The organism is Streptomyces sp. NPDC012508 (assembly GCF_042902595.1).
Lineage (GTDB): Bacteria > Actinomycetota > Actinomycetes > Streptomycetales > Streptomycetaceae > Streptomyces.
Genome location: NZ_JBIBEO010000003.1, coordinates 715,879 through 738,837, shown reverse-complemented (window position 1 = coordinate 738,837; position 22,959 = coordinate 715,879). Strand labels below are relative to the sequence as shown.

Sequence of the window (22,959 nt, the reverse complement as noted above, 5' to 3'; positions counted from 1 at the left end):
CCTATCCGGCGTCCGGGGTGGCTCTGTCGGGGGCCGGTCCGCCCAGGAGGATCGCCTCCAGCCCGGCACGGCCGGGGAGGGCGCGGGGGCGGACGACCTCACCTGTACGGACGTAGACGAACGCGGCGGCGATGTCGTCCGGGTCGAGGCCGTGCTGCTCGGCCCAGGCGAGGCGGTAGATCGCCAGCTGGAGCGGGTCGGCGGTACGGAGGTGGCTGGTCTTCCAGTCGACGATCTCGTACGCGCCGGTGTCCGGGTCGCGGTAGACGGCGTCGATCCTGCCCCGGACGACCCGGCCCGCGAGGGTGAGGTGGACGGGGACCTCGACGCGGTACGGGGTGCGGTGGGCGTACGGGGTGAGGGCGAAGGCGTCCTTGAGCGCGTCGAGGTCCCGCTCGTCGGCGATCTCCGGTTCGCCGGCGAACTCCTCGCCGCCGGGGAGCTCGTCCGGGCCGAGCATCGGGAGCGGGAGCTCCTCGAACCGGGACTCCACCCACGCGTGGAACCGCGTACCGCGCCGGGCGGCGGGCTGCGGCGGCCGGGGCATGGGCCGTGCCAGCTCCTGCGCGAAGCCGTCGGGGTCGGCGGCGAGGCGGAGGACCTGGGAGGCGGACAGGTAGGCGGGGAGGAGGACGTCGCGGGTGGTGGCGCGGGAGCGGCGGAGTTCTGTGGCGAGGGCGGTGATGTCGCGGTCCCAGGAGGCGATCGTTCTCTGGTCCTCGGGGGTCGTTCGGGTCTCCGGCGCCCGGGGGGCGGGGATCCCGTCGGCCGGGGGCTCCTCGTCCCGGAAGCCGGCCGGGGGCTCCTGGCCCCAGAGGGGTTCCTCCTCGTCCCAGCGGGGTTCTTCGTCGTCCCAGGGGGGTGCCTCCTCGTCGCGGACCGGTTCCTCGTCGGGCCAGAGGTCCTCCGGGTCCCGGGGCGCGGACCCTTGCGCGGGCAGCGCGTTCGTGGGTTGCGCCCACAACGCGGCGCGGACCTGCTCCGCCGCCTTCCTCCGGCGGCGGAGGGAGGTTTCGTCCAGGGGGAGGGGCCAGGCCTGGTCCGCGAGGTGTTCGGTCAGGGACGGGTTCTCGGCGTCCTTCTCCGGTTCGTCCGCCCAGGCCTCGATCTCGCCGAAGCCCGCCGCGCAGTGGTCGTACAGGGCGTGGAGGAAGTCCGAGGGGCCTCGGGGCTTCTTCTGGGCCGGGCCCCACCAGTGCGCGGAGCCGAGGAGGAGGGAGCGGGGGCGTGTGAAGGTGACATAGCCGAGGCGGAGCTCCTCGGTGTGCTGGTGGTCGCGCATCGCCTCCTTGAAGCCCTTCAGGGAGGCGGCGTCCCAGCTGTCGATGCCCGGCAGGGTCGCCGCGTCGCCGCGCAGCGCGTGCGGGAGCACCTGCGGCTGGGAGGTCCAGGACTCGCGGGACCTGGTGCTCGGGAACTGGGCGGAGACCAGACCGGGCACCGCCACGACGTCCCACTCCAGGCCCTTGGACTTGTGTGCCGTGAGGACCTTGACCGTGTTCTCGCCGCCCGGGAGCGCGTTGTCGAGGCCCTTCTCGTACTGCGCGGCCGTGCGCAGGAAGCCGAGGAAGGCCAGGAGTGTCGCCTCGCCGTCGAGGGAGGCGAAGCCGGCGGCTATGTCGAGGAAGTTCGACAGCGTCTCGCGGCGCCGGGCGGCGAGGGCGTGCGGGGAGGCGGAGAGTTCGACCTCGAGGCCCGTGGTGGCGAGGACCCGGTGCAGGACGTCCATCAGGGGGTCGGCGAGCGAGGAGCGCAGTGAGCGCAGCTCGGCGGCGAGCCGCGCGAAGCGGACCCGGGCCTCCGCCGAGAACGGCAGGCCGTCGTCCTCTCCGCCGGAGTCGAGAAACGTGTCGAGAGCGTCTGCGAGCGAGATGACCTCGGCCGGGTCGACGCCCTCGACCGCCGCCGCGAGCCGCAGGTCGGTGTCGGCGTCGTCGTCCCCGCCCCGCTCCCGATGGACGAGCACGCGGGCTCGTCGGCCGAGGAGGGCCAGGTCGCGGGGGCCGATGCGCCAGCGGGGGCCGGTCAGGAGGCGGACCAGGGAGGCGTTGGCCCCGGGGTCCTGGAGGACCTCACAGACGGCGACCAGGTCGGCGACCTCGGGGAGGTGGAGCAGGCCGGAGAGGCCGACGACCTCGACCGGTACGTCACGGGCGACGAGCGCGGCCTGGATGGCGGGGAAGTCGGTCGCCGTACGGCACAGGACGGCGATCTCGCCGGGCTCCCTGCCCGTACGGACCAGGTGGGCGAGGGAGTCGGCGAGCCAGTCGATCTCCTCGGCGTGGGTGGGGAGGAGGGCGATCCGTACCGAGCCGTCGTGCTCCGCGCCGGGCGCCGGGCGCAGCGCCTCCACGCCCGCGTGCATGGCGCGCAGGGGCGTGGCGAGGCCGTTGGCGAGGTCGAGGAGGCGGCCGCCGCTGCGCCGGTTCTCGGAGAGCGCGAAGCGGGTGGCGGGGCTGCCGTCCTCGTACGGGAAGTGGGCGGGGAAGTCGTCCAGGTTGGCGACGGAGGCGCCGCGCCAGCCGTAGATCGCCTGGCAGGGGTCGCCGACCGCGGTGACCGCGTGGCCCGTGCCCCCGCCGAACAGGCCGGAGAGCAGGAGTCGCTGCGCGACAGACGTGTCCTGGTACTCGTCGAGCAGGACGACCCGGAACTCGTCGCGCAGGAGGGCGCCGACCTCCGCGCGCGTGGTGGCCAGTTCGGCGGAGAGGGCGATCTGGTCGCCGAAGTCGAGGAGGTCGCGGGAGCGCTTGGCGGCGCGGTAGCGGACGACGAGGTCGAGCAGCTCGCGGCGGGCGGTGGCCGTCTCGGGAACCTTGCGCAGGTCGGCGTTGGTCAGCTTGGCCCGGGAGAGCGCGTCGAGCAGCTCGGAGTCGTACGTCCTGAGGTCCTCGGGCCGTACGAGGTGTTCGGCGAGCTCGGCGTCGAGGGCGAGGAGGTCGCTGACGAGGGTCGGGAAGGACTTGGTGAGCGCGGGGTACGGTCCGGGCGCCTCGCGGAGCACGCGCGCGGCGAGCTGGTAGCGGGTGGCGTCGGCGAGGAGGCGGGAGGTGGGCTCCAGGCCGATGCGCAGACCGTGGTCGGTCAGCAGCTGCCCGGCGAAGGCGTGGTAGGTGGAGATGCGGGGCTCGCCCGGGGGGTTGTCCGGGTCGATGACGTCGGGGTCGGTCACGCCGGCGCGGACCAGGGCGGTGCGGACCCGTTCGGCGAGTTCGCCGGCGGCCTTGTTGGTGAAGGTCAGACCGAGGACCTGTTCGGGCGCGACCTGGCCCGTGCCGACCAGCCAGACCACCCGGGCGGCCATCACCGTCGTCTTGCCGGAACCGGCTCCGGCCACGATGACCTGCGGGGCGGGCGGCGCGATGATGCAGGCCGTCTGCTCCGGGGTGAACGGGATGCCGAGAAGCTCCTTGAGCTGCTCGGGGTCGGTGATGCGTGCGGTCACCTCAGAGAGGCTAACCGGCCCCACCGACAGAGCCGACCGACCGCGAGGCTTCCCGCAGCGCCCGGGCCGACCCCGCGCCCAGGTCCGGGGGCCTCAGGCGGGCATGCCCGGGTGGGCCTCAGGCGGGCATGCCCGGGTCCAGCTTCGCGATGTCCACCGTCTCGTTCGCCGGCGGTACGACGACCTTGACGGGCTTGTCGTAGTCGGACAGGAGGAGCGTGCTCGGCTCCTCACCACCCGTCTTGACGATCTTGAGGATGTAGGGCTTGCCCTCCTGCGCGACGGAGACCGTGGTCGCCTCGCCGCCCGGCCGCTTCTTCACGAGGGTGGCGACGGGTGCTCCCTCGACCTCGGCGTCCGGCCCCCGGGTCATGCCCTTGCGATCGTCCTTGTCCTCACCGAGGTCGTCCAGCACGGCGTCGAGGTCGCAGACCCCGCTCAGATCGCTGCCGCCGGGCTGCCCGGGCGTGAGTTTCAGCCAGCGTCCCTGGACGAGCTCGATCGTCGCGTCGATCTGGGGCGGGGGCACGCCCTGGGAGGTCATGGAGACCCGCCAGAACTTCTCGTCGCCCTTCAGATACGTGATCCGGTCGGCCTGGCGCAGTTCGCCGGTGCCGCCGTCGACCTTCATCAGCCCCGTGCAGTTGTTCTTGTCGTCGAGCGCGATGTCGAGGTCCAGGGGCTGCCCCTCGGACACGACCCGCCCCGCCATACGGAGGGATGTCGCGGACTGGGTGGCCTGGACGGCCCGGTCGGCGATCGCGTCGGGCGTGAGGTCCTCGAAGGGGTCGGGCGTGGGGGCGAGGGCCGGGGCGGCGGCCACGGCCGGCGGGGCTGTCCGTGCCCAGGCGGCGGGGCCGGCGAACCCGGCTGTCGCGACCGCCGCCGCCGTGCAGACGGCGGCCGCCGCGGTACGGGCCCTGCGGTGGGTGGACGGCGCCATGCGAGCCTCCTCGCGGATTCCCCGTTCACCCACCAGGGTGAGCCCCGAGGCGTGCGCCCGCGACTTCGCCGGGCAGGCGCACACCGTAAAGGGGCTCCGTCGACGGCGATCGTCGGCCGCGTTCGCCGGCGGCCTCAGCCGCGTGGGTCGGCCGCGTTCGTCAGCCGCCGAGCTTCGCCGGGTCCACCACCTGGTCGGCCGGCGGGGCGGTGGCCGTCACCGGCTCGTCGTAGTCGGAGAAGACGATGGTTCCCGGCTCGTCGCCGCCCGCCTCGACGGTCTTGAGGATGAAGGGCTCGCCCTCCTTGGCGACGTACATGGTGAACGTCTCGCCCTTGCTGTCCTTCTTCGTCAGGGTGGCGGCGGGCTTGCCGTCCACCTCGGCGTCGGGGCCCTTGGTCATGCCCTGTCGCTGGTCCTTGTCCTTGTCCATCTGCTTGATCAGGGCCTTGATGTCGCAGAGGTCGGCCAGTTCACCGGCGTTCTTCTTCGACATCTTCATCCAGCGGCCCTTGAGGAGCTCGGCCATGGTCTTGCCCTCCTCGGCGGAGGCGCCGCCCTCACCGGCGGAGACCTGCCAGAACTTCTCGTCGCCCTTCATGTACATGATCTTGTCGGCCTGCAGGATGTCGGCCTTGGCGTCCTTGAGGCCGATGTTTCCGGTGCACGCGCCCTTGTCGTCCAAGGCGAGGTCGATCGTCATCTGCTCGCCGTCGGCCTTGCCGTCGCCGACCATGTGCAGCGAGGACGCGCCCTTCGTGGCCCTCACGGCCCGGTCCGCGATCGAGTCGGCGTCGAGACCCTCGAACGGGTCGACCGGGGCCTTCGTGGTGGTGGCGGAGGCCGCGGGCGTCTTGGTCCCGCCCTGAGCCTTGGTGTCGTCCTTGTCGCCCTTGGAACAGCCCGTCGCAGCGACGACGGTGGCCGCGCAGACCATCGTCGCGACCCAGATCTTCCGGTTGGCCCGCATTGTGCACTCCCTGTGGTTCTTCTTGACTCCCGGGACTGTCCGACCTCTGTGAGGTCCCTATGGATGCATGGCGGGAATGTGACCTCGGCCACGGGGGCCACAGCGGCGTGCGCGGCGCTGCCGGACGGGGCGCGCTACTCCACGACGTGGCGGCCCTCCGGCTGGGCGCTGCAGGCGGACCGGAAGGTGCAGTGGGTGCAGTGCTGGCCGGTGGTGGGGGTGAAGCGCTCGTCGAGGACGCGGCCGGCCGCGGTGGCCAGGAGGTCGCCGACCCACTCCCCCGCCAGAGGCTCCTGGGCCTGGACCTTCGGGAGCGTGTCCCCGCCCTCCTTCTTGGGGGCGGGCTGGCGGAGCTGGACGAGTTCGGCGCCGCCGGGGTCGGGGCGGTTGCCGTCGAAGACCTCGTCCAGGGCTCCTTCGCGTACCGCGAGCTGGTAGACGGCGAGCTGCGGGTGGTGCGCCACCTCGTCCCTCGTCGGCGCGGACTTGCCGGTCTTGAAGTCGACGACGTACGCGCGGCCGTCCTCGTCGGTCTCCACGCGGTCCATGGAGCCCCGGATCCGGACCTCGTACGCGCCGGCTTCGAGGGTCACGTCGAAGTCGTGCTCGGTGGCGGCGGGTGTGCGGCCGCCGCGGTCCATGACGTGCCAGCGCAGGAAGCGTTCGAGCGCCACGCGCGCGTGCTCCTTCTCCTGCGCGGACTTCCAGGGCGCGTCGAAGGCGAGCGCGTCCCAGACCGAGTCGAGGCGCGCCATGAGGACGTCGAGGTCGGCGGGGGTACGGCCGGAGGCGACCTCGTCGGCGAGGACGTGGACGACGTTGCCGAAGCCCTGGGCGGCCGTGGCCGGGGCGGCGGCCTTGACCTCGCGGCCGAGGAACCACTGGAGGGCGCAGGTGTTGGCGAGCTGGTCGAGTGCCGAGCCGGAGAGGGCGACGGGGTGGTCCCGGTCGCGCAGCGGGACCCGGCTGCGGGTGGGCTCGAACAGGCCCCACCAGCGGTCCGGGTGGGCGGCCGGGACCAGCGGCTGGCCCTCGTCGTCGGTGAGCGCGGCCAGCTGGGCGAGGCGCTGTGCGGCGGCGTCGCGAAGCGCCTCGGAGGCGGCCGGGTCGACGGTGGTGGCGCGCAGTTCGGCGACGAGCGCGGCCACCGCGAGGGGGCGGCGGGGGCGGCCGGAGACGTCCTTGGGTTCGGCGCCGAGTTCGGTGAGGAAGCGGGAGGGCTGGTCGCCGTCGTCGGCGGGGGCCTTGACGGCGGTGACGACGAGGCGGTCGCGGGCGCGGGTGGCGGCGACGTAGAAGAGGCGGCGCTCCTCGGCGAGGAGGGCGCCGGGAGTGAGGGGTTCGGCGAGGCCGTCACGTCCGATGCGGTCGGCTTCGAGGAGGGAGCCGCGGCGGCGCAGGTCGGGCCAGAGGCCCTCCTGGACACCGGCGACGACGACGAGACCCCATTCGAGGCCCTTGGAGCGGTGGGCGGTCATCAGGCGGACGGCGTCGGGGCGGGACTGGCGCCTGGAGAGGGTGTCGGCGGCGATGTCCTGGGCGTCGAGCTCCTCGAGGAAGTTGAGCGCGCCGCGGCCTCCGACGCGGTCCTCGGCGCGAGCGGCGGTCTCGAAGAGGGCGCAGACTGCGTCGAGGTCGCGGTCGGCGTTGCGGCCGGCCGCGCCGCCGCGGAGGGCGGCGCGCTCCAGGCGGCCGGGCCAGGGGGTGCCGTTCCAGAGCAGCCAGAGCGCCTCTTCGGCGGTGCCGCCTGCGGCGAGGCGGTTACGGGCCTGCTGGAGCAGCTCCCCGAGCCGCTTGGCGCCACGGGCGTACGACTGGTCGTGCGCGACGAGCCGCTCGGGCTCGGCGAGCGCACGGGCGAGCAGCACGTCGGAGGGTGGCGGCACCTTGTTCCCGCCGGCCCGCTCCTCGTCCCGCAGCGCACGCCCGAGCCGCCGCAGGTCGGCGGGGTCCATGCCGGCGAGCGGCGAGGCGAGAAGGGAGAGCGCGGTCTCGGTGTCGAGCCAGGCGGGGAGGTGCGGGCCGGTGCGGACCGCGTCCGTACGCGGCCGATCCGTACCGGCCACGTCGGCACCAAGCCCGTCAGGGCCGGCCGGGTCCGTGGCCGTACCGGCCGAATCCGTACCGGCCGAATCCGCGCCGGCCGAATCCGCGGCCCTGCCGGCCGGGTCCGTGGCCGTACCGGCCAGGTCGGCGCCAAGCCCGTCCTTGCCGGGCCGCTCCGTACCAAGCCCGTCCGTGCCCTGCCCGTCCGTGCCGGCCTTCGAGGCCGCGTCCGTCAGCTCGTCGGGTCGGACGGTGTCCGGAGTCGTCGGGTCGGCGGCGGCAGACCCCTCGCCGCTCTGGTCCGCCGGGTCCGCGGACTCCGCGGCCTCACGGGGGTCGGGCGCGCGGTCCGTCGGGGTGGCTGCCGCTCGGAGGGCCAGGAGCAGGGGGGCGACCGCGGGCTCGTGGCGGAGGGGGGTGTCGGCGGTGTCCGTCTCCAGGGGGACGCCCGCCGAGGTGAGGGCGCGACGGAGGGTGGGGACGGAGGCCGTCGCCCGGACGAGGACCGCCATGTCGTGCCAGGGGACGCCGTCCTCCAGATGCGCGCGGCGCAGAAGGTCGGCGATGTTGTCGGACTCCGTGGAGGCGGTCGGGTACGTGAAGACCTCCACCCCGCCCCCGCCGCGCACGGCCCCCAGGTCGCGGTGGGCGCGGACCTTGTCGCCGGGCAGCCGGGGCAGCGGCATTCTCCGGGTGAGCTCACGGGTCGCGCCGAGGAGTTTCTCGCCCGAGCGCCGGGACCGCGTCAGGACCCGGACCTCCGCGGGGCGCCCGTCCGCGCCCACGAACGTGTCGGGGAAGTCCAGGATGCCGTTCACGTCGGCGCCCCGGAACGCGTAGATCGACTGGTCGGGGTCGCCGAAGGCGACCACCGTCCTCCCGCCGCCCGCCAGCGCCCTCAGCAGCCGCACCTGCGCCGGGTCCGTGTCCTGGTACTCGTCGACGAAGACCGCGTCGTAGTCGGGCAGCGTCGTCCGTTCCGACAGCAGCACCGCCCGGTGCACCAGTTCCGTGTAGTCGAGCACCCCCTGGAGGTCCAGGACGTCCAGGTACTCCGCCAGGAAGCCGGCCGCCGCCTTCCAGTCCGGCCGCCCCACCCGCTGGGCGAACTCCGCCAGCGCCCGCGGCCCGAGCCCCAGCTCGCGGGAGCGCGCGAGGACCGCCCGTACCTCGTCGGCGAAACCGCGCGTGGTCAGGCAGGCCCTCAGCTCGTCGGGCCACCGCACCCGCGCGAGCCCCGACTTCTCCAGGTCGAGCTGGCCCGCCAGCAGCTCCCGTACGGCGAGGTCCTGCTCCGGTCCCGACAGCAGCCGCATCGGCTCGGCGAACAGCTCCGCGTCCTGGTGCGCGCGGATCAGGGCGTAGCAGTACGAGTGGAAGGTGGTCGCCTGCGGCGGCCGCACCTGGCCCACCCGTCGCCCACCGCCACCCTTGCCGGAGAGCGCTGCGCGCTCGCCCCCTCCGATGCGCGTCGCCATCCGGTCGCGCAGTTCCACCGCCGCCTTGCGGCTGAACGTGAGCACGAGGATCCGCTCCGGGTCCGCGCCCTTCTCGATCCGGGCGGCGACAGCCTCCACCAGCGTCGTCGTCTTTCCGGTGCCCGGTCCGGCCAGGACCAGAAGCGGTCCGCCCGCGTGGTCAACCACTTCCCGCTGCGTTGCGTCAAGGACAGGGGGATCCACCCGCTCCGGCGCGGTACGCACCAGTCGGTACGCGCCCGTGGTCCGCCCCTGGTACGGCGTACGCCGGGTGGTGGAGGAGGAACTCACGTGGATCGACCGGTCCTGAGCGAAGTGGTGGAGAGGTGGAGAGGTGTACGGGGCGAACGACGACGTTACGGGATACGGAGGGCACCCGTGCCGTACTCCGTCCGGGCCTCCGTACCGTCATCGGACCGCTCGGCCTCTCCGGCCATGGGCGAAGCTGTCACGTGTGAGTTCCCGCACGCGGCTCCAGGCCCGCGCCGCCGGCGCCGTCCGCGCCGCCCACCTCATGCGCACCGCCGCCCACCTCATGCGCACCGCCGCCCACCTCATGCGCACCGCCGTCCCCCGCGCTCGCCCCGTCCCAGCGTGCTCGTCGCATGTCGAGCTTCGGCACATGCCCCTCGGCCGAGCGCCCGGCCTGGCGCAGAGGGGTGCCCTCGTCCCGGTAGTGACCGAGGGCGCGCAGCTCGCTGCCCGGCAGCAGCGTGCCGTCCGCCCGCACCACACGCCACCACGGCACGCCCCCGCCGTAGAGGGCCATCACCCGGCCGACCTGGCGCGGTCCGCCCTCACCCAGCCATTCGGCCACGTCGCCGTAGGTCATCACTCGGCCCGACGGGATCAGCTCCGCTACCTCAAGGACCCGCTCCGCGTATTCCGGAAGCTCCTCAACGCTCATCCGCCCCATCCTGCCTCACCCCACCGACAACGCCCCGTTGCCTCCGCAGGCCTCCGCTTCATGCCACCATCGTCCGGGCGGTGACTGGTGATACGAGATCAAGAGCGACAAGACGAACAAGAAGAACAAGAATTCGTACAAGCCGACGAACGTGCGGAACGTACGACACAGGCAGAGACGGACATGGTGATGGGGCACGACGCTCAGCCTCCTGAGGAGGAGGCGCGCCCCGGCATGCCCGCCCATGGCACGCCCGCCCCGGAGAGCGCGACGGAGAGCGCCCCCGACAGCACCCCGGGGAGCGCCCCCGAGATCGTTCCCGGCGGCCGCGAGGCACACGGCCGCGGGCCTGGGCACGGCCACGCGCACGGTCCCTCCCCCGAGCTCCTCCCCGACACCGTCACCGAGGGCGAGCCGAGCGAGCGCGTCTCCCAGGACGAGCCGCTCCTCGCCGCACGGGTGCACCGCCCGTCCGACCTGATGCGGCTGCTGATCGGCGTCGTCGCGATCGCGCTGGTCATCGCCATCGCGGCCTTCGCCCACGGCACGACCTCCGGTCTGGAGGAGGACATCAACAAGGGCGCGGGGGGCGCCCCCGACGTCTTCGTCAAGATCGCCGGACTGGTGTCCAGCATCGCCGTGCTCCTCGTGCCGGTCGCCTTCGCCATCGAGCGGCTGATCAAACGGGACGGGCTGCGGATCGCCGACGGCGTCCTCGCCGCCGTCCTCGCCCACGGAGTGACCCTCGCCACCGACCTCTGGGTCGCCAAGGCCGCGCCCGGCACCATCCAGGACGCGCTGACCCAGGCCGCGACCGGGGGCGGACTCACCGACCCGGTGCACAACTACCTCGCGCCCGTCATCGCGTACATGACCGCCGTCGGCATGGCGCGGCGGCCGCGCTGGCGGGTGAGCCTGTGGGCGGTGCTGCTGCTCGACGCGTTCACGATGCTGGTCGCCGGGTACACCACCGCGTTCTCGATCATCCTGACCGTGCTGATCGGCTGGACCGTCGCGTACGGAACGCTGTACGCCGTCGGCTCCCCCAACGTCCGCCCCACCGGTCAGACCCTCCTCGCCGGATTGCGCCGGGTCGGCTTCCGGCCGGTCACGGCGCTGCGCGCCGAGGGCGCGGGCGTGCCCGACTCCGCCGACAGCGGGGACCGGGGCCGCCGGTACATCGTCACGCTGGAGGAAGGGCCGCCGCTCGACGTCACGGTCGTGGACCGCGAACAGCAGGCGCACGGATTCTTCTACCGCGCGTGGCGGCGGCTGACCCTGCGGGCGATCACCACCCGCCGTTCGATCGTCTCGCTGCGCCAGGCGCTGGAGCAGGAGGCGCTGCTCGCGTACGCGGCGATCGCCGCCGGAGCCAACGCGCCCAAGCTGATCGCCACCTCGGAGCTCGGTCCGGACGCCGTGATGCTCGTCTACGAGCACCTGGGCGGCCGGACCCTGGACTCCCTGGACGACGAGGACATCACCGACGAGCTGGTGCGCAGCGCCTGGCGCCAGGTGCGCGCGCTCCAGTCGCGCCGGATCGCGCACCGGAGGCTCGCCGGGGACGCGATTCTGGTGGATCGTTCCGGCAAGGTGATCCTGACCGATCTGCGGGGCGGTGAGATCGCCGCCGGCGATCTGATCCTGCGGATGGACATCGCCCAGTTGCTCACCACCCTCGGTCTGCGGGTGGGGGCCGAGCGCGCGGTGGCCGGCGCCGTGGACATCCTCGGGCCGGACGCCATCGCCGACTGCCTCCCCCTGCTCCAGCCGATCGCGCTGAGCCGCTCCACGCGCGCGACGCTCAGGCGACTGGCCAGGGAGCGGTCGAAGCGGGAGCGCGAGGCCGTCCTCGCGGCCTCGGAGGCGGCGAAGCGGGCCCGGGTGGAGGCCGCGGCGGCCGCCCCGGAGGCGGCGACCGCCACCGAGCTCAAGGCGGAGCGCAAGTCCGACCGGAAGCTGGAGAAGGCGGAGAAGCAGGCCGAGAAGCGGGCCATCGACGAGGCGCTCGACGACGCCCGCGAGGAGGATCTGCTGGCGCAGATCCGTCAGCAGGTGCTGCTGATCCGGCCGCAGGCGCCGGTCGAGCCGGTCCGTCTGGAACGGATCAAGCCGCGGACCCTCATCAGTCTCATCGCCGGTGCCGTCGCCGCGTACTTCCTGCTCTCGCAGATCGCCCGGACCCCGCTGTCGACGATCAGCTCCGCCGACTGGCGGTGGGTGGCGGCGGCGGTGCTGTTCTCGGCGCTGAGCTACATCGCCGCCGCGATGAGCCTGCTCGGCTTCGTACCGGAGCGGGTCGGGTTCTGGCGGACGGTGGTCGCGCAGGTGGCCGGGTCGTTCGTGAAGATCGTCGCTCCGGCGGCGGTCGGCGGTGTCGCGCTGAACACGCGGTTCCTCCAGCGCTCGGGGGTGCGGCCGGGGCTCGCGGTGGCGAGCGTCGGCGCGTCGCAGCTCTTCGGGCTCGGGGCGCACATCCTGTTGCTGCTCGCCTTCGGCTATCTGACCGGTACGGAGAAGTCGCAGTCGTTCACCCCGTCGAGGAGGGTCATCGCCGGGCTGTTGACGGTGGCGGTGCTGGTGCTCGTGGTGACCGCGATCCCCTTCATGCGGAAGTTCGTCTCGACGCGGCTGCGGTCGCTGTTCGCGGGTGTCGTGCCGCGCATGCTGGACGTCCTCCAGCGGCCGATGAAGCTGCTGACGGGCATCGGCGGAATGCTGCTGCTGACCGGTGTGTTCGTGCTCTGTCTGGACGCGTCGATCCGGGCGTTCGGGCACGACAGCCAGGGGCTGAGTTACGCGAGCGTGGCGGTCGTCTTCCTGGCCGGCAACGCGCTCGGCTCGGCGGCGCCGACGCCCGGTGGCGTGGGTGCGGTCGAGGGTGCGCTGACGTTCGGTCTGGTCGCGGTCGGCCTGCCCCTGGAGGTCGCGACTCCGGCGGTGCTGCTGTACCGGCTCCTGACGCTGTGGCTGCCGGTGCTGCCTGGGTGGCTGTGCTTCAACTGGCTGACGAAGCGGGGCGCGCTCTAGCCCGAGGGCCGCGGGTGGCCGACGCGCGTGGTTCCCCCCGCCCCCGCGGCGGGCGGGACACCCGTGTGGGTGTTCCCCCGCGCGGGGGTGGTTCGTACGGCTCACCATGGGTTCATGCCGACTTCCGCCGCGCAGCGCGCCGCCCTGCTCCTCGCGACCACCGTGTTGCTCGCCGCCGGGGTCACCGGATGTTCGGACAGTGACAGCGACTCCGCCTCCGACGGCCCCACGGACCTCGCCGGGCTCGGCGCGCAGCAGCTGGAGTGGGCGCCCTGCCCACCCCCGTCCGCCGCCGAGGGTGGCGGCCCCGCGCCGTCCCCGCTGCCCGGCGGCACGCCCTGGGAGTGCTCGTTCATGGACGCGCCGCTCGACTACTCCGACCCCGACGGCGAGACCATCGAGCTGGCCCTGATCCGTGCCCGGGCCCGGGACCAGGACCGCCGCATCGGCTCCATGATCTACAACTTCGGCGGCCCCGGAGGATCCGGCGTCACCGGTCTGCCGTCCTTCGCCCCGGACTACGAGAAGCTCCGCTCCCGTTACGACCTGGTCTCCTTCGATCCGCGCGGTGTCGGCCGGAGCGCGGATGTCCAGTGCCTGACCGACAAGGAGCTGGACGCCTACTACGCCATGGACTTCACCCCGGACGACGCCGCCGAGGAGCGGACCCTCTCCGAGGCGCAGAAGAAGTACGCCGCCGGCTGCGAGAAGGAGTCCGGCACCGTCCTCCCCCACGTCGGCACCGAGAACGCCGCCCGCGACCTGGACCTGATGCGCCAGGTCCTCGGCGACGACAAGCTCCACTACTTCGGCATCTCGTACGGCACGGAACTCGGCGGCGTGTACGCGCACATGTTCCCGAAGAACATCGGCCGTGCCCTCTTCGACGCCGTCGTCGACCCGAACTCCGGGACCGAGGCGGGCGCCCTCGGTCAGGCCAGGGGCTTCCAGCTCGCCCTGGACAACTTCGCGAAGGACTGCGTGGAGCGCGGCGACGAGTGCACGCTGCCCGGCTCGACGGTCGACGAGGTCGAGGCGTACATCCTCGACCTCCTCGCCGAACTCGACAAGAAGCCCATCCCCGGGATCGGGGACCGCAAGCTCACCCAGACGCAGGCCACCAACGGCATCGCGCAGGCGCTGTACTCCAAGGAGTTCTGGCAGTACCTGGAGCAGGGTCTCGACGCGGCCGACGGCGGCGACGGCGCGCTGCTGCTCGCCCTCTCCGACTCGATGAACGGGCGCGACCAGAACGGCAGTTACAGCAACATCCAGGCGGCCAACGCGGCCATCAACTGCGTGGACTTCAAGGAGCGCTACACCCTCGGCCAGGCCAAGGAACGGCTCCCCGAGTTCCGTGAGGCGTCGGCCGTCTTCGGCGACTACATGGGCTGGGGCCTGTCGAGCTGCTCCCAGTGGCCGGTCCCGGGCACCTGGGAGCACCCCGACGTCTCCGCGCCCGGCTCCGCCCCGATCCTGGTGCTGGGCACGACGGGCGACCCGGCCACGCCGTACGAGGGCACACGCGCGATGGTGAACGCGCTGGGCACGGGTGTCGGCGTGGAGCTGACGTACGAGGGCGAGGGCCACGGCGCGTACAACGGCGGCAACGCCTGCGTGCAGGACACGGTCAACGCGTACTTCCTGGACGGGAAGGTGCCGGCCTCGGGGACCGTCTGCGAGTAGCCCCCGCCGCGCCGCCTAGGATGGCGGCTTTCCGGTACGGATCACGGGGGTTGCGCGACATGTCCATACGGATACGGGTGGCGGCGCTGGCCGTCACCGGGCTGCTGGCCGCCGGCTGCACGAGCCCCTCCGGCGAGACCGCACGGCCGTCCACCGACGGCAAGCCTTCGCGGGAGGCCGCCTCGCCCTCGCCCCCGGGCACGCTCCCCGCCTCGCTGACCGGCCAGCGCCCCTCGTGGAAGCCCTGCGCCGCCCCCGAGGGCGGTGAGAAGCCCGGCGCCGACTGGCGCTGCGCCGACGTCCGGGTCCCCCTCGACCACGGCCGGCCCGACGGCGAGACGATCGAGATCGCGCTGATCCGCAAGGAGGCCCGCGACAAGAGCGGGCGGATCGGCTCGCTGCTCTTCAACTTCGGCGGCCCTGGCGCCTCGGGCGTCGACATCCTCCCCCGCGCGGCCCAGGAGTACGGCGGGCTGAACCGCCGTTACGACCTCGTCGGCTTCGACCCGCGCGGCGTCGCGCGGAGCTCCGGCGTCGTGTGCCGGGACGACAAGGAGCTGGCCGCCGCCGAGGCCGGTACGGACGTCACGCCGGACACGGCGGCCGAGGAGGCCGCGTTCGTCGAGGACGGCGCCTCCTTCGGCGCCGGCTGCACCCGCCGCTCCGGCACGGTCATCCCGCACACCACGACCAGCAACACCGCCCGCGACCTGGACCTCATCCGGCACGTCCTCGGCGACGACAAGCTGAACTACTTCGGCATCTCCTACGGCACCCAGCTCGGCGCCGCCTACGCCCATCTCTTCCCGTCGCGTGTCGGCCGGACCGTCCTCGACGCGGTCGTCGACCCCACGGCCGACGGCACGGGCCACGCCCGGAACCAGACGATCGGCTTCCAGCGGGCCCTGGACAACTACTTCAAGAGCACCGGCGAGAGCCCCGCCGAGGGGACCGCACGGACCGTCCGTCTCCTGGAGAGGCTGGACCGGGAGCCGCTGCGCGTGGGTGACCGGAAGCTGACCGAGGGCCTCGCCGTCACGGGCATCGCGATCACGCTGTACGCGCAGAGCAACTGGCCCCTGCTCACCTCCGCCCTGGAGAAGGCCGAGCGCGGCGACGGCTCCGAGCTGCTGCGCCTCGCCGACTGGTACAACGACCGGGACGAGAAGGGCCATTACGGCACCCAGTCCCACTCCCAGCGGGCGATCTCCTGCGCCGACTCCAGCGAGCGCCCCACGAGCGCGCAGGCGAAGGCCCTGCTCCCCGAGTTCCGCAAGCTCTCGCCGGTCTTCGGAGCCTTCCTGGCCTGGGACACGGCCGGCTGGTGCGCGCAGTGGCCGGTGAAGGGCGAGCGGGTCGACCCGGACGCGAGCGCACCTGGCGCCGGGCCGATCCTGGTCGTCGGGACGACCGGTGACCCGGCCACCCCGTACGAGGGCGCCGAGCGGATGGCGAAGGAGCTGGGCGCCGGCGTCGGCATCCTGGTCAGCAACGAGGGCGAGGGGCACGGCGCGTACGGCACGTCCTCCTGCGTGACGAAGACGGTCGACGCCTACCTGCTCGACGGCAAGGTGCCGGCGTACGGCACGCGCTGTTCCAGCGGGACGGCGCGCAGCGGGGCATGAGAGAGGGCCCGGACCTGATGTCAGGTCCGGGCCCTTCCGCATGGTCCCTACGGGTTCCTAGTAGACCGGCTTCTCGGGCTCGATCTGGTGCACCCAGCCGATCACGCCGCCGCCGACGTGCACCGCGTCCGCGAAGCCCGCGGACTTGAGCACGGCAAGGACTTCCGCACTGCGGACACCCGTCTTGCAGTGCAGGACGATCCGCTTGTCCTGCGGCAGGTCCTGGAGGGCGGTGCCCATCAGGAACTCGTTCTTCGGGATCAGCCGCGCGCCGGGGATCGAGACGATCTCGTACTCGTTGATCTCCCGGACGTCGATGATGTCGATGTTCTCGCCCTCGTCGATCCACTCCTTGAGCTGCTTGGGAGTGATCGTCGAGCCGAGCGCCGCCTCCTGGGCCTCCTCCGACACGACGCCGCAGAACGCCTCGTAGTCGATGAGCTCGGTGACGGTCGGGTTCTCGCCGCAGACCGCGCAGTTCGGGTCCTTGCGGACCTTCACCTGGCGGTACTGCATCTCCAGGGCGTCGTAGATCATCAGCCGGCCGACCAGCGGGTCGCCCACGCCGGCCAGGACCTTGATCGCCTCGGTGACCTGGATGGAGCCGATGGACGCGCAGAGCACGCCCAGGACGCCGCCCTCGGCGCAGGACGGGACCATGCCCGGCGGCGGGGGCTCCGGGTAGAGGCAGCGGTAGCAGGGACCGTACTCCGACCAGAAGACGGAGGCCTGGCCGTCGAAGCGGTAGATCGAGCCCCAGACGTACGGCTTGTTCAGCAGCACGCACGCGTCGTTGACGAGGTAGCGCGTGGCGAAGTTGTCCGTGCCGTCGACGATCAGGTCGTACTGGCTGAAGATGTCCATCACGTTCTCGGCCTCGAGCCGCTCTTCGTGGAGGATCACGTTCACGTACGGGTTGATGCCGAGGACCGAGTCCTTGGCGGACTCCGCCTTGGAGCGGCCGATGTCCGCCTGGCTGTGGATGATCTGGCGCTGCAGGTTCGACTCGTCGACCTCGTCGAACTCCACGATGCCGAGCGTGCCGACACCGGCCGCGGCCAGGTACATGAGGGCCGGCGAGCCGAGGCCACCGGCGCCCACACAGAGCACCTTGGCGTTCTTCAGCCGCTTCTGCCCGTCCATCCCGACATCCGGGATGATCAGGTGGCGGGAGTACCTGCGGACCTCGTCTACGGTGAGCTCGGCAGCCGGCTCGACCAGGGGTGGCAGCGACACGGGGGCTCCGTTGGTCGGTATGTCAGTACGGTTGTTCTCCCCGTAACACTGCCACGGCCCTTCTCATTCCGAGACACCCGGTCCAATGCGCGAGACGATTTCGTCCCAGTAGCCGGGCAGAGTCTGGAATGCACCGGTATGCCCGAACCGGTCTGCGTGACCCGCGTGACCTGTGTGATCGGTGAAGAAGATCGTGCCCGCGCCCTGCCAGCGGGCGATCCGCATCGCCTCGTCGAGGTGGCTGCGCGGCACCCCGTGGACGAGGTGGACGAACTTCTCCGGCGGGTACTCGGCCGTCCACTCGGCCACCTGTGACCAGCGGTAGTCGGCCCACGCCCCGGAGAAGGTGACCAGCTGGTCGGCGGCCTCGGCATAGCCCGGGTACGGATGGGTGCCCTGGCTCAGGACGAGATGCGCCGAGCCGTCGAGCACCGCCTCCAGGGTCGCCGTGAGGCGCCTCACCTCGGGCAGGTCGGCCCGGTCCGTGGGACAGCGATCCAGATAGAAGCCGTCGACCTTGTACCAGTCGAGGAAGCGGTGGGCGTCCGAGACGATCTCGCCGAAGGCGCGCGAGCCGTGGCTGAGGTCCAGATGCCCGAGGACCCTCACGCGCGCGTTCTTGAGCCTGCCGGCCGCCTCCAGACAGTGCGGGTCGGGCCGGTCTCCCGGCCCCTCGGCGACGTTGAGCACGGCCCAGTGCAGGGGGGTGCCGGGGCGGGTCAGCTCGGCCCATTCGACGCGGGCGAGGAGCGGGTGGGCGTAGCCGGGGACGCCGACGCCCATCTCCTGCTCCTGGACGGCGCCGGCGGTCGTCGTGGGGGTGATCAGATGCGGCATGCCGCCTCCATCCAGATGTCGGCGAGGGATTCCTCGAGGTTGATCCGGGGCCGCCAGCCCAGCCGGTCGCGGGCGGTGCGCACGTCGGCCTGCTGCCAGCTGCCGCAGCCGTCGGGGTACGGGTAGGGCGCGGCGGCCAGCTGCTCGGCGATGCTCTCGGTGCGGGGGGCGCCGATCACGGGCCGCTGGGGCGGGCCGTCGAGTTCGTGCAGGGTCCCGGCGTAGCCCGCGACCCTGGCGAGGACGGCGGCGGCGTCGCGGAGCTTGACGGCACGTCCGGTGCCGATGTTGACGACGCCCTGGGCGGCGGAGAGCGAGGCCGCGTGGACGGCGCGGGCGACGTCGCGGACGTCGACGAAGTCGCGCTGGACCCCGAGGCCGCTGAGCTTGAGCTCGCCGTCGCCGGCCTGCATGGCGCGGCGCATCGCCTCGGCGAGGCGGCCGAGCGGGGAGCCGGCGGGGGTGCCGGGGCCGACCGGGGAGAAGACCCGGAGGACGACGGCGTCGAGTCCGGACCCGAGGACGAGTTCGGTCGCGGCGAGCTTGGAGACGCCGTACGGGCCGCCGGGGCGGGGCACGGCGTCCTCGGCGGTGGAGGAGCCGGGCTGGGAGGGGCCGTACTCCGAGGCGCAGCCGACCTGGACGAGCCGCGCGCCGCAGCCGCTGCGGCGCAGGGCCTCGCAGACGGTGGCGACGGCGACGGTGTTGTGCCGGGTCAGGTCGCGGGCTCCGCCGCGGGTGGCGCCGGCGCAGTTGACGACGACTCCGGGGTGGACGGCGTCGAGGAAGCGGGTCAGGGCGCCGGGGCTGCCCCCGGCGAGGTCGAACCGCACGTCGGCGTCGTCGCCCCGGCCGAGGGCCGTGAGGTGCACGGCCGGGTCGGCGAGCAGCCGGTCGGCGACGAAACGTCCGAGGAATCCGTTGGCTCCGAGCAGCAGCACCCTCATCGTGCGGCCCCTTCGTGCCGACCGGCCGTTGCTGGAAGTTGGGAGGTCATGTCTCTTTCGTCTCCTTGGGATGGGGTCCTGCGCGGTGGGTGCGCCCGCGGCGTCGGCTCCGCGGGTGCGCCGGGGTTCAGGGGGTCTGGTGGCGGTCCGGCCGGATCAGGGGGCGGGGGCCGGCGCCTGGGCATGGGCCGAGGCCCGGGAGAGGGTGGCGGTGGCGTGGACGAGGAGGCCCAGCGCCGCGCCGCCGCAGACGAGGGCGGGTACGGCTCCGGGGCCCCAGGTGTCGACGAGGGCGCGGACGGGGGCGGCGAGGAGGTCGCAGCCGGGGATGCGGCCCGTGAGGACGCTCGCGAGGGCGAGGGCCTCGGCGGCGCAGGCGGCGGCCAGGCCGCTCGCGGCGGTCTCGGGGAAGCCGTGGACGGTGAGGAGCCGGGCGAGCAGGAACAGGGTGCCGAGGGCGAGGGCGCCGGGTGCGAAGCCGGTCAGGGTCAGCAGGCCGGCGAGGACGGCGAGATGGAGCGCGACGGTGGCGAGGAGCACCGGGCGCGTGCCGGCGGCGAAGTCCTCCAGCCCGCGGCTGACGGCGAGCCTGCGGCGGGCCCTGATGGCGAAGAGCCGGGCGCACCAGGCGGCGGGGGCGACGGCGAGGGCGAGGCCGAGGAGGGGGGCGGGGGTGACGGGCCAGGCTCCGTCGGGTCCGCCCGTGAGGGTGGCCTGGAGGAGACCGTCCCCGCCGAGCGCGTACGCGAGGAGCCAGACGGTCCAGACGCGGGCGGCGGGGACGGTGCGGCCGGCGGCGCGCAGGGGGCCGCGCCGTACGGCGACGGCGAGCGCGGCGGCCAGGCCGAGGACCCCGGCCGCGCCGACGGCGAGGCGCACGGGCCCTTCTGTGAGCGCGAGTCCGGTGACGGTGAGGGCGGCGACGGCGCCGGGCGCCAGGGCGGCCAGGGTCCACCCGGCCCACCCGGCGTGCGCCTCCCCCTCCGGCGCGGGGCGCGCGGGCGCCCCGGTTCCACGCGGCACGCGCGCGTACAGCTCTTCGGCGAGCGAGAAGACGTCCCGGTGCCGGAAGCGGGCGGCGGTCCGGTCGGTGACGCCGTGCGCTTCGAGCCCGGCGGCGATCTCCAGCGGATCGACGGCCCGCTCGCACAGCTCCCGGTGCCGGTGCATCAGCGCCTTGACCGGGTCGGCGGGGCCCCGCCGAGCGGGCTTCGGCGGGACGTCGCCGGGCGCCTCGGGGGCCGGGGCGCCCAGGCCCGGGCCCCCCGGAGCAGCCTCCGGGGCGCCGCCCCTCGGGTGCGCGGCGACCCCGGCCTCCGGGGGCGTGGTGCCCCCGGCCTCGAACGCCTCCGGCGCGGGAGCGGCGGGCGGGTCGCCCTGCGGGCGGACGCCCTCGGTGCGCGGGCCCGGGACGGCACCGGACTGCGGGTCGGATGTCCGCCGCGCGCCCCCCGGCGACCGAAGGTCGAGGCCTTCACCGCCCGACAGGGGCGCCGCGGGGGGCGGGGGTCCGGGGACGAGCGCCTCCGTACGCCACTCTCCGCCGCTCGGCGCCTCCGGACGCGCGATCGAGGGGCTCGACGCCGTCGGACGCGCGATTCCGGCGCTCGACGCCGTCGGACGCGCGTGCCCGGGCTCGGGCGCCACCGGACGCCACTCTCCGGCGCCGGGGTCGGGGCGGCAGGTCGCTCCCGAACCAGAGCCTGCATTCGTGCCCGCGCCCGCGCCCGTACCCGTGCCCGTGCCCGTGCCCATACCTGCGTCCGTGCCCGCGCCCCTGCCTGACCCCGTGCCCGTGCCCATACCTGCGCCCGTGGCCACCGTGGCGGAGCCCGCGTGTCCGGCGTCGGTCCCGCGTCCCAGGGGGCCCGGCCTCTCGGGGCCTTCCGTCGTGACGGAGACCGTCACGGCCACGGTCAGGGCCGTCGTCTCGAGGAGCGCCTCGGAGCGGGAGTCCCAGGGGCCGGGGGTCATGGGGGCGGCGGGGCCGCGCATGGGGGTGCCTCCTTCAGGCATCGGGGTCTCCCGGTCCGGTGGTCGCGCTCACGGGCTGGTCCGCCCAGGTGCCGGGGACGTACGCCTCCGCCGGGTGCGCGAAGGGCACGCCCTCCGCGGCACGGCGGCGCACCGGCGAGTGGGAGAGCAGTTCGAGGTAGATGCCGCGGAACGCGGCCAGGTTCTGCTCGACGGTGAAGAGTTCGAGCGCCCGGGCCCGCGCTGCCGCCCCAAGCCGGTACCGGCGCTCGGGGTCGCGCAACAGCGCCAGGCACGCGTCGGCGAGCGCCCGCGGATTGCGCGGGGGCACGACGAGTCCCGTGCCGCCGATGACCTCGACGACCGCGCCCACGTCCGTCGAGACCGTTGCCCGCGCGCAGAACATCGCCTCGACCAGGCTGATCGGGAATCCCTCCACGACGCTGGAGAGGACGACGACCGCGCCCGCCGCGTACGCCTCGGCGAGCGTCGGCGCCTCCGGCCCGCCGATCTCCTCGAAGGAGACCGGGTTCTCGCCGACGGCGTGCGCCCCCGGCGCCTCGTCGGGGAAGAGCTGGGCGGCGAGCGCCTTGCAGTGGGCGACGTACGCGTCGGCCCCGGGCTCGCGCACGGGCGCGGCGATGATCCGCAGCCGTACGTCCGGCTGGGCCTTGCGCACCTCCGCGAAGGCGTGCAGCAGGGCGATCAGGTCCTTGGCGGGTTCGACCCTGCCGACCCAGACGAGGGTCGCCGGGTCACCGCTCTCCTCGTCCTCGCCGACCTCGGTGAACCGATCGATCTCCATGCCCGGGTAGACCGTGCGCAGCTTGGCGCGGTCGGCCCCGCACCTCTCCTGCCAGCGCCGGGCGTGCGTGTTGCCGGGGGTGAGGAGCGCGGCCTGCCGGTAGACCTCGCCGGCCAGCCGGCCCTGGAAGGCGGCGAGCAGCGCACGGACGGGAGCGGACCGGGGCGCCTCGGTGGTGGCGAGGTAGTGCGCGCGCAGCTGGACTCCGTACTCGGTGACCAGCAGCGGAGTGCCGAAGAAGCGTTTGGCCAACAGGCCGGGCAGCGCCGCGGAGCCGCCGGACGCGGCGTGGCAGAGGTCGACGGCGCCGAGGCCGTCCTCGCCGTACCAGTCGAGCGACAGCGGGCGCAGGGCGCGCTCCAGTTGGTCGACGGTGTCGAGGTAGTCGGGCACGGCGGCGTCGGCCACGCCCCGGCGTGCGCCGGGCGCGCGGCAGGCGGACTCCAGTGTGCGGACGGCGAGTTCGGAGCGCAGGGCCGCGTAGAGGCCGCCGCGCTCGCCGGCGAGTTCGGCCAGACCGTAGAGTCCGTCGGCGAAGCAGCGGGCGGCGGTCGTGTCGTCCTCGGCGCAGACGCCGGTCACGAGCGCGCCGAAGTTCTCGGCGAAACGGCGTCGTTCGCGCCGCCCGTAGGTGTGGCCGTCGTCCTCGGGGGCCCAGAGCGAGGCCGTGCGGACGCGCTGGACCTGCGGGGGCAGGTCGACCCAGCCGCTCTCCTCCTGCCGGGCGGTGCGGCTGAGGGCGTACACGTGGAACTCGTGCGGAGCGAGCCCGCGCACGAGCCGGTCGCACCAGAGCCTGGACTCACCCGTGGCGTACGGGTAACCACCCTCCGTAAGCAGTCCGATCCGCATGAGTACACCCCCGATCTCGCTTGACTCCCGGCCGCCGTGGGTTCGGCGACTCGCAGCGGGAAGAACGTAAGCGGATGTAGCGGTGGGGGGGGGGGGGGGGGGGGGGGGGGGGGGCCGCCGCGGGGGGGGGGGGGGAGAAGTTCACAAAAACAACCACCCCCAACAAGAGACGGGAGGC

The 22,959-nt window shown here is 73.6% G+C and carries 13 protein-coding genes; 3 read left to right on the top strand and 10 right to left on the bottom strand.

Annotated features, from left to right (window positions below; all coding sequences use genetic code 11):
- Position 1 precedes the first annotated feature (1 nt).
- From ACFY8U_RS13840 to ACFY8U_RS13820, 5 genes are all read right to left on the bottom strand, one after another.
- Positions 2-3,445 carry a UvrD-helicase domain-containing protein gene (locus tag ACFY8U_RS13840; protein ID WP_389569561.1) on the bottom strand — a complete coding sequence of 1,148 codons (3,444 nt, stop codon included), beginning with the start codon at positions 3,443-3,445 and terminating at the stop codon, positions 2-4.
- 118 nt (positions 3,446-3,563) lie between these two features.
- Positions 3,564-4,388: a hypothetical protein gene (locus tag ACFY8U_RS13835; protein WP_389569558.1), complete on the bottom strand. Its 825-nt coding sequence runs from the start codon at positions 4,386-4,388 to the stop codon at positions 3,564-3,566.
- A gap of 160 nt (positions 4,389-4,548) precedes the next feature.
- Positions 4,549-5,358, bottom strand: a complete 810-nt coding sequence (locus tag ACFY8U_RS13830; RefSeq protein WP_389569555.1) for a hypothetical protein — start codon at positions 5,356-5,358, stop codon at positions 4,549-4,551.
- A gap of 134 nt (positions 5,359-5,492) precedes the next feature.
- The gene (locus tag ACFY8U_RS13825; protein WP_389569552.1) at positions 5,493-9,173 is read right to left on the bottom strand and encodes an ATP-dependent helicase; all 3,681 of its coding nucleotides are present in this window, start codon (positions 9,171-9,173) and stop codon (positions 5,493-5,495) included.
- Between the two features lie 157 nt (positions 9,174-9,330).
- Positions 9,331-9,789: an MGMT family protein gene (locus ACFY8U_RS13820; RefSeq protein ID WP_389569549.1), complete on the bottom strand. Its 459-nt coding sequence runs from the start codon at positions 9,787-9,789 to the stop codon at positions 9,331-9,333.
- A gap of 183 nt (positions 9,790-9,972) precedes the next feature.
- Between ACFY8U_RS13820 and ACFY8U_RS13815 the strand changes: the two genes are divergently transcribed.
- The 3 genes from ACFY8U_RS13815 to ACFY8U_RS13805 all read left to right on the top strand — a co-directional run bounded on the left by ACFY8U_RS13815 (position 9,973) and on the right by ACFY8U_RS13805 (position 16,130).
- The gene (locus ACFY8U_RS13815) at positions 9,973-12,819 is read left to right on the top strand and encodes a lysylphosphatidylglycerol synthase domain-containing protein (RefSeq protein ID WP_389569546.1); all 2,847 of its coding nucleotides are present in this window, start codon (positions 9,973-9,975) and stop codon (positions 12,817-12,819) included.
- 114 nt (positions 12,820-12,933) lie between these two features.
- Complete coding sequence (locus ACFY8U_RS13810) at positions 12,934-14,505, top strand: alpha/beta hydrolase (RefSeq protein ID WP_389569544.1); 1,572 nt, start codon at positions 12,934-12,936, stop codon at positions 14,503-14,505.
- Between the two features lie 59 nt (positions 14,506-14,564).
- Positions 14,565-16,130 carry an alpha/beta hydrolase gene (locus ACFY8U_RS13805; protein WP_389569541.1) on the top strand — a complete coding sequence of 522 codons (1,566 nt, stop codon included), beginning with the start codon at positions 14,565-14,567 and terminating at the stop codon, positions 16,128-16,130.
- 57 nt (positions 16,131-16,187) lie between these two features.
- Here ACFY8U_RS13805 and moeZ read toward each other — a convergent pair whose 3' ends face one another.
- From moeZ to pelF, 5 genes are all read right to left on the bottom strand, one after another.
- The gene (gene moeZ / locus ACFY8U_RS13800) at positions 16,188-17,366 is read right to left on the bottom strand and encodes an adenylyltransferase/sulfurtransferase MoeZ (protein ID WP_189600485.1); all 1,179 of its coding nucleotides are present in this window, start codon (positions 17,364-17,366) and stop codon (positions 16,188-16,190) included.
- A 63-nt stretch (positions 17,367-17,429) separates the two neighbouring features.
- A complete protein-coding gene (locus ACFY8U_RS13795; RefSeq protein WP_389569538.1) occupies positions 17,430-18,203 on the bottom strand; it encodes a spherulation-specific family 4 protein in 774 nt (257 codons plus the stop codon).
- A complete protein-coding gene (locus ACFY8U_RS13790; RefSeq protein WP_361436375.1) occupies positions 18,191-19,150 on the bottom strand; it encodes an NAD-dependent epimerase/dehydratase family protein in 960 nt (319 codons plus the stop codon). The genes ACFY8U_RS13795 and ACFY8U_RS13790 overlap by 13 nt, the downstream gene beginning before the upstream one ends.
- Before the next feature lie 156 nt (positions 19,151-19,306).
- On the bottom strand, positions 19,307-21,145 hold the full coding sequence (locus ACFY8U_RS13785) for a hypothetical protein (protein WP_389569536.1): 1,839 nt from the start codon (positions 21,143-21,145) through the stop codon (positions 19,307-19,309).
- A 13-nt stretch (positions 21,146-21,158) separates the two neighbouring features.
- On the bottom strand, positions 21,159-22,781 hold the full coding sequence (gene pelF / locus ACFY8U_RS13780; protein ID WP_389569534.1) for a GT4 family glycosyltransferase PelF: 1,623 nt from the start codon (positions 22,779-22,781) through the stop codon (positions 21,159-21,161).
- Positions 22,782-22,959: the final 178 nt, after the last annotated feature.

What these genes read in the sequence shown, in the direction of transcription:
- ACFY8U_RS13835 (WP_389569558.1), bottom strand. Translation starts at nt 4,388, where the DNA reads ATGGCGCCGTCCACCCACCGCAGGGCCCGTACCGCGGCGGCCGCCGTC.
- ACFY8U_RS13830 (WP_389569555.1), bottom strand. Translation starts at nt 5,358, where the DNA reads ATGCGGGCCAACCGGAAGATCTGGGTCGCGACGATGGTCTGCGCGGCC.
- ACFY8U_RS13820 (WP_389569549.1), bottom strand. Translation starts at nt 9,789, where the DNA reads ATGAGCGTTGAGGAGCTTCCGGAATACGCGGAGCGGGTCCTTGAGGTA.
- ACFY8U_RS13815 (WP_389569546.1), top strand. Translation starts at nt 9,973, where the DNA reads ATGGTGATGGGGCACGACGCTCAGCCTCCTGAGGAGGAGGCGCGCCCC.
- ACFY8U_RS13810 (WP_389569544.1), top strand. Translation starts at nt 12,934, where the DNA reads ATGCCGACTTCCGCCGCGCAGCGCGCCGCCCTGCTCCTCGCGACCACC.
- ACFY8U_RS13805 (WP_389569541.1), top strand. Translation starts at nt 14,565, where the DNA reads ATGTCCATACGGATACGGGTGGCGGCGCTGGCCGTCACCGGGCTGCTG.
- ACFY8U_RS13795 (WP_389569538.1), bottom strand. Translation starts at nt 18,203, where the DNA reads ATGCCGCATCTGATCACCCCCACGACGACCGCCGGCGCCGTCCAGGAG.
- ACFY8U_RS13790 (WP_361436375.1), bottom strand. Translation starts at nt 19,150, where the DNA reads ATGAGGGTGCTGCTGCTCGGAGCCAACGGATTCCTCGGACGTTTCGTC.
- ACFY8U_RS13785 (WP_389569536.1), bottom strand. Translation starts at nt 21,145, where the DNA reads ATGCGCGGCCCCGCCGCCCCCATGACCCCCGGCCCCTGGGACTCCCGC.
- pelF (WP_389569534.1), bottom strand. Translation starts at nt 22,781, where the DNA reads ATGCGGATCGGACTGCTTACGGAGGGTGGTTACCCGTACGCCACGGGT.